Origin of the sequence: Thiolapillus sp., from assembly GCF_048562965.1 — a bacterium.
Taxonomy (GTDB): Bacteria; Pseudomonadota; Gammaproteobacteria; order Chromatiales; family Chromatiaceae; genus Thiolapillus; species Thiolapillus brandeum_A.
The window spans coordinates 1-5,154 of the sequence record NZ_JBHNMF010000227.1; the positions used below are offsets into that span (position 1 = coordinate 1).

Sequence of the window (5,154 nt, forward strand, 5' to 3'; positions counted from 1 at the left end):
ACCATGTCCCGCAGAAAAACATCGGGCACATCACGCCCATTCAGGCGCTTAAGGATTGGCACAAAAAACAACCGGAATTATTCAAAAAGAAAATCTATGATCTATCGGGACTTGACATGTGTAGTGCTTGGTGACCAGGACGGCTGGGGCACGAATAGGTTGTCAAAGGCCGAGTCGATTTTGGGGACTGGGATGTCCCAAAATCTATCACGAGGCCGAAGACACGCTTGGGTGTCAAGGGTGAACCTGAAAGCCGTCTGGATCATTCCAGGCATTGGCCGCATCACGGAAAGCGCTGTTCCAGGACTTGCCGCTGGGGCTGCTTGCCGAGCCCTTGTAGCGCAAGTCGTAATGAAAGGCGGATTGTCCCTCCGGCCATTTGGATCCGTCCAGCTCATAGGCCTGAACCGGGGCAGCGGTAAAACCGGCCAGCAACCCTGTCATGACGACCGCTGACAGCATTTTCATTGGACTACCCCCCGCAACAGGGCTTTGAAATCCCCCGGATCGAGAGGTCCTGCACGGGAGGCCTGGGGTTCAGTCAACACGCCCCGGGCGATACCTTTGCTCAGTTCCTGCCGCGATTTTTCAAGGGAACCCAGGTCTAGACCGAATACCGGCTGCCCTCCCAGGGTTGATACCGTCTGGCGACGGAGATCCTTGTCAAACTGCACCAGAAAGTGTCCCTGATCCCAGCCGTAGAGCGGGTTGACCAGAGGCCTGCTGATATCTTCCACGAAATAGATTCCGTGCTCTCCCATGGCGGGAATCTGCATATCCGAAACCGTGACACTCAGATCACCGGCAGTGCCTCCCAGAAAGGACAGCTCGATAGATGGCTGATCATACTGACCCTTGATGAGATCAAGAATTTCGAACTTCACCCAGGTATGAATGGCCCGGGAGCCGGGAGTGTGCTCAATGTGTTTGGCGATCACACGGCCTTCGAATACCAATTGGGCGCTGCCGGCGACCTCGGCCATGTCCACCCGCCTGACGCTGGATGCGCTGGCCAGCAGAGGCAGAAACAGCAGGATGAAATACGGAATAAGACGTCTTGCAAGGATCTTCATGGTTCTGTTCCCGGATAAATGAACATCTTGGCAACGGCGGCAGGAAGCGGCATCACATTGCCGATACCGCTTCCTGTAACCTTCCGAACCATCAGAGAGATCCGGGCCTTGTGTTACTTGGAATCAGACATATCCAGCATCAATCGGTTCAACCGATGCACGAAACCTGCCGGGTCTTCCAGCTGCCCGCCTTCGGCCAGCAGCGCCTGATCATACAGCAGGTTGGCGAGCTCGGAATAACGGTCCTTGTCATTCTCCTTTTCCAGCCGTTCGACCAGTGGATGCTCCACATTGAGCTCCATGATGGGAGTGGGCATGGGCGCATCCTGCCCGAGTTGCTTGAGCACCCGTGCCAGATTCTGGCTCATGTCATAGTCGTCGACCACCAGACAGGCGGGAGAATCCACCAGACGGCTGGATACACGGACTTCCTTCACCTTCTCGCCCAATGCCTTCTTGATGCCCTTGAGCAGTTTCTTGTGCGCTTTCTCCGCCTTCTTCTGTTCTTCCTTGTCTTCCTCAGCTTCAAGTTCGCCCAGGTCCAGTTGGCCTTTGGTGACAGACTGGAAGGTCTTCTCCTTGTATTCCGTCAGGTGTGACATCAACCACTCGTCCACGCGATCGGTCATCAGCAGCACTTCGATATCCTTCTTCTTGAAGATCTCCAGATGAGGGCTGTTTCGCGCTGCGGCCAGGGAATCCGCCGTGATGTAGTAGATCTTCTCCTGCTTCTCCGCCATGCGCCCGATGTATTCATCCAGGGAAACCGTTTCCTCATCCCCTTCGGATTTGGTGCTGGCGAAACGGAACAGACCGGCAATACGCTCCTTGTTGGCGAAGTCTTCCGCCGGACCTTCCTTGAGAACCTTGCCGAACTCGTCCCAGAACTTCTGGTATTTTTCAGGATCGTTTTTGGCCATGTTCTCGAGCAGGCCGAGAATACGCTTGACGTTGGCGCTGCGGATGGTATCGATCTTGCGGTTGTGCTGCAGCAGCTCGCGGGATACGTTCAGGGGCAGGTCGTCGGAATCCACCACCCCTTTCACGAAACGCAGGTAGTGAGGCATGAGCTTGTCCACTTCATCCATGATGAACACCCGGCGCACGTAGAGCTTCACGCCGTGCTTCTGTTCCCTGTCCCACAGATCGAAAGGCGCGCGTGAAGGAACATAGAGCAATGACGTGTATTCGTTGGTGCCTTCGACGCGGTTGTGCGACCAGGCAAGGGGATCTTCGAAATCATGGGCGATGGACTTGTAGAAGTCCTTGTATTCCTCGTCAGTGATTTCGGACTTGTTGCGCATCCACAGCGCAATACCCTTGTTGACCTGCTCCCATTCGATTTCCCTGTCTTTGTCCTTCTCTTCCTCTTCTGCTCCCGTATCTTCCTTGGGCATTTCGATGGGGATGGCCAGGTGATCCGAAAACTTGCTGATGATCTGGCGCAAACGCCAGCTGTCGAGAAACTCGTTGTCGTCCTCGCGCAGATGCAGGGTTACTTCAGTACCCCTGCCTTCCTTTTCCACGGTTTCGATGCTGTAGCTGCCCTCGCCGTCGGACTCCCAGCGCACACCATGTTCGGGTTCCATGCCGGCACGGCGGGTTGTCAGCGTCACCCTGTCTGCGACAATAAAGGCAGAGTAGAAACCCACACCGAACTGGCCGATGAGCTGGCTGTCGGACGTTTCATCCCCGGAAAGATTTTCGAGGAACTTCTTGGTGCCGGAACTGGCAATGGTCCCGATGGTATCCATGACTTCCTGACGGCTCATACCGATGCCATTGTCGGAAACAGTGAGTGTCCCGGCGTCCTTGTCCACCCACACGCGGATTTTCAGCTCGGGATCACCTTCGTACAGAGCGTCATCCGCCAGGGCCTCGAAACGCAGTTTTTCCGCCGCATCGGAGGCATTCGAAATCAGTTCACGCAGGAAGATTTCCTTGTTGCTGTATAGCGAACGGATGACCAGATTCAGAACCTGGCTCACTTCCGCCTGAAATTCTATGGTTTCTTTATGTGCTTCGACTGTCATGTAGTGTTTCTCCCGAATTACCACAAATTTATTATGAATTGAGCCTACATTTGGTTTCAGAAAGCAAATTTCAACCCCCAGCAAGAAAAAAATTTCAGATCTGCCATACTTCTTTAAACCAGAACCTTCAGCAGAGAACCATCTTGCCCCCGACAACCGCCCGCTTCCTCCTTGTCATCAGCCTGAGCCTGTTGCCACTGCAGTCGGCCAACGCATTCTTCTGTTTCAAGTTTTTTATGGGAGGCAATTCGGGCAATCACCCGCCCCGCCGTCTGCCTTACAGCGCCCGCAGGTACGGCACGCCGCCTCCTTCCTGGTTTCTTTCCCAACCCCGTTACGCACCCTACCCGGCATACACGCAAATACCCGACGAACAGCCGCCGCAGTATCCCCAGGTTCCCGCCAGTACTATTACCCCATCGGAATCCAGTATGTGATTTGACCTCGATACCGCTAGAATAGCGCGCAGAAAACCCAATCTCGAGAAAAGATCGTGACAGAAAGAAAAACAGATGTAGCCATCATTGGCTCCGGCACGGCCGGTCTCAATGCCATGGGGCGGGTCAAGCGTGCCGGAAAGGATTTCGTACTCATCAACGGCGGTGAACCCGGTACCACCTGCGCCCGCGTGGGCTGCATGCCTTCCAAGGCCATTATCCAGGTTGCCGAGGATTTCCATCGCAAGTCCCTGTACGATCGCGAGGGTATCGAAAACTGGGAAGGAATGCGCGTCAACATCCCCGAAGCCATGGAACACACCCGCGATCTGCGGGACACCTTCGTCGATCGCGTGCTTTCAAACAGCACTGACCACCTCAGCGAAGAAGTATTCATCGAACAGTATGCCCACTTCGTAGAACCCGGCGTGGTGGAACTGGAAGACGGCCAGCGTATCCGCGCGGACAAATTCGTCATCGCCACCGGTTCCACCCCCATCGTTCCCGAGGCGTGGAAAGCCTTTGGCGACCGTATCGTCACCACCGATGAATTCTTCGAACTGGAAGACCTGCCCGCCTCCATGGCGGTCATCGGGCTGGGGGTCATCGGGCTGGAACTGGGCCAGGCCATCGCCCGTCTTGGCGTGGATGTCACCGGCATCGACCTGGCAGAACACATCGGCGGCACCAGCGACCCTGAAGTCAACAAGGCCGCCATCGAGATCATCTCCAAGGAATTTCCCCTGTGGCTGGGCCATGGCGCGGAAATCAGCGAGGAAGCCGACGGTCGCCTTAAAGTCACCGCCGGTGAACAGAGCGTTATCGTGGACAAGGTGTTCGCCAGCATGGGACGGCGCCCCAACCTGGATAACCTGGGCCTTGAAAATCTTGGTATCGAACTGGATGCACGCGGTATTCCCCAATACAACCCCAACACCATGCAAATCGGGGATCACCCGCTGTTCCTCGCCGGCGACATCAATGCTGACCGCCCCATTCTTCACGAGGCGGGGGACGAAGGAAAGATAGCAGGTTACAACGCCGCCCATGATGAAATCGTAGCCTTCAGGCGCAAGACACCCCTGGCCATCGTATTCAGCGACCCCAACATCATCAGCGTGGGCACCCGTTTTGCCGACCTGGCACCGGATACTTTCAAGGTGGGTGAGATGAAGATCGCTCCCGTGGGTCGCGCCCTGATCATGGGCAAGAACCGTGGCACCATCCGGGTCTATGCCGACAGCAAGAGCGGTAAACTGCTGGGTGCCGAAATGGTTGCTCCCCGGGGTGAAAACCTCGCACATCTGCTGGCCTGGTGCATACAACAGGAACTGACCGTGGGCGAACTGATCCGGATGCCTTTCTACCATCCGGTGATGGAGGAAGCTCTGCAGGCCGCACTGACTTCGCTTTATCATCAGGTGGAAGCCAAGAATCCCGGCCCTATTGCCGAACTGAGAACCCTGGACCAATAGCCAGAATATAGATTAATTGTAACTACTCACCCCTAAGATGAGTACAAGCCTGCCTCCATGGATCTACAATCGCTTTTTCATGTCTGTAGAGGCTTGACATCATAGTACGCCGAGTCTATGCTATTGACCCAACACA

5 protein-coding genes and 1 pseudogene are annotated in these 5,154 nt (G+C 55.4%); 3 read left to right on the plus strand and 3 right to left on the minus strand.

The features are described from left to right. A pseudogene (locus tag ACOCD2_RS11885) lies at nucleotides 1-134 on the plus strand (IS481 family transposase); the annotation flags it as partial. A gap of 100 nt (nucleotides 135-234) precedes the next feature. On the opposite strand, the gene ACOCD2_RS11890 reads toward ACOCD2_RS11885, so the two are convergent. The 3 genes from ACOCD2_RS11890 to htpG form a co-directional block, all read right to left on the minus strand. Then, nucleotides 235-468 (minus strand): hypothetical protein, encoded by a 234-nt coding sequence (locus tag ACOCD2_RS11890; protein WP_293647995.1) that lies wholly within the window; start codon nucleotides 466-468, stop codon nucleotides 235-237. Further along, complete coding sequence (locus tag ACOCD2_RS11895; protein WP_293647997.1) at nucleotides 465-1,073, minus strand: hypothetical protein; 609 nt, start codon at nucleotides 1,071-1,073, stop codon at nucleotides 465-467. The genes ACOCD2_RS11890 and ACOCD2_RS11895 overlap by 4 nt, the downstream gene beginning before the upstream one ends. Before the next feature lie 113 nt (nucleotides 1,074-1,186). Continuing rightward, complete coding sequence (gene htpG, locus ACOCD2_RS11900; protein ID WP_293647999.1) at nucleotides 1,187-3,106, minus strand: molecular chaperone HtpG; 1,920 nt, start codon at nucleotides 3,104-3,106, stop codon at nucleotides 1,187-1,189. A gap of 143 nt (nucleotides 3,107-3,249) precedes the next feature. On the opposite strand from htpG, the gene ACOCD2_RS11905 reads away from it, so the two are divergent. Then, nucleotides 3,250-3,543, plus strand: a complete 294-nt coding sequence (locus ACOCD2_RS11905; RefSeq protein WP_293648001.1) for a hypothetical protein — start codon at nucleotides 3,250-3,252, stop codon at nucleotides 3,541-3,543. 56 nt (nucleotides 3,544-3,599) lie between these two features. Then, the gene (locus ACOCD2_RS11910) at nucleotides 3,600-5,018 is read left to right on the plus strand and encodes a dihydrolipoyl dehydrogenase (protein ID WP_293648003.1); all 1,419 of its coding nucleotides are present in this window, start codon (nucleotides 3,600-3,602) and stop codon (nucleotides 5,016-5,018) included. Nucleotides 5,019-5,154 lie beyond the last annotated feature (136 nt).

What these genes read in the sequence shown, in the direction of transcription:
- ACOCD2_RS11890 (WP_293647995.1), bottom strand. Translation starts at nt 468, where the DNA reads ATGAAAATGCTGTCAGCGGTCGTCATGACAGGGTTGCTGGCCGGTTTT.
- htpG (WP_293647999.1), bottom strand. Translation starts at nt 3,106, where the DNA reads ATGACAGTCGAAGCACATAAAGAAACCATAGAATTTCAGGCGGAAGTG.
- ACOCD2_RS11895 (WP_293647997.1), bottom strand. Translation starts at nt 1,073, where the DNA reads ATGAAGATCCTTGCAAGACGTCTTATTCCGTATTTCATCCTGCTGTTT.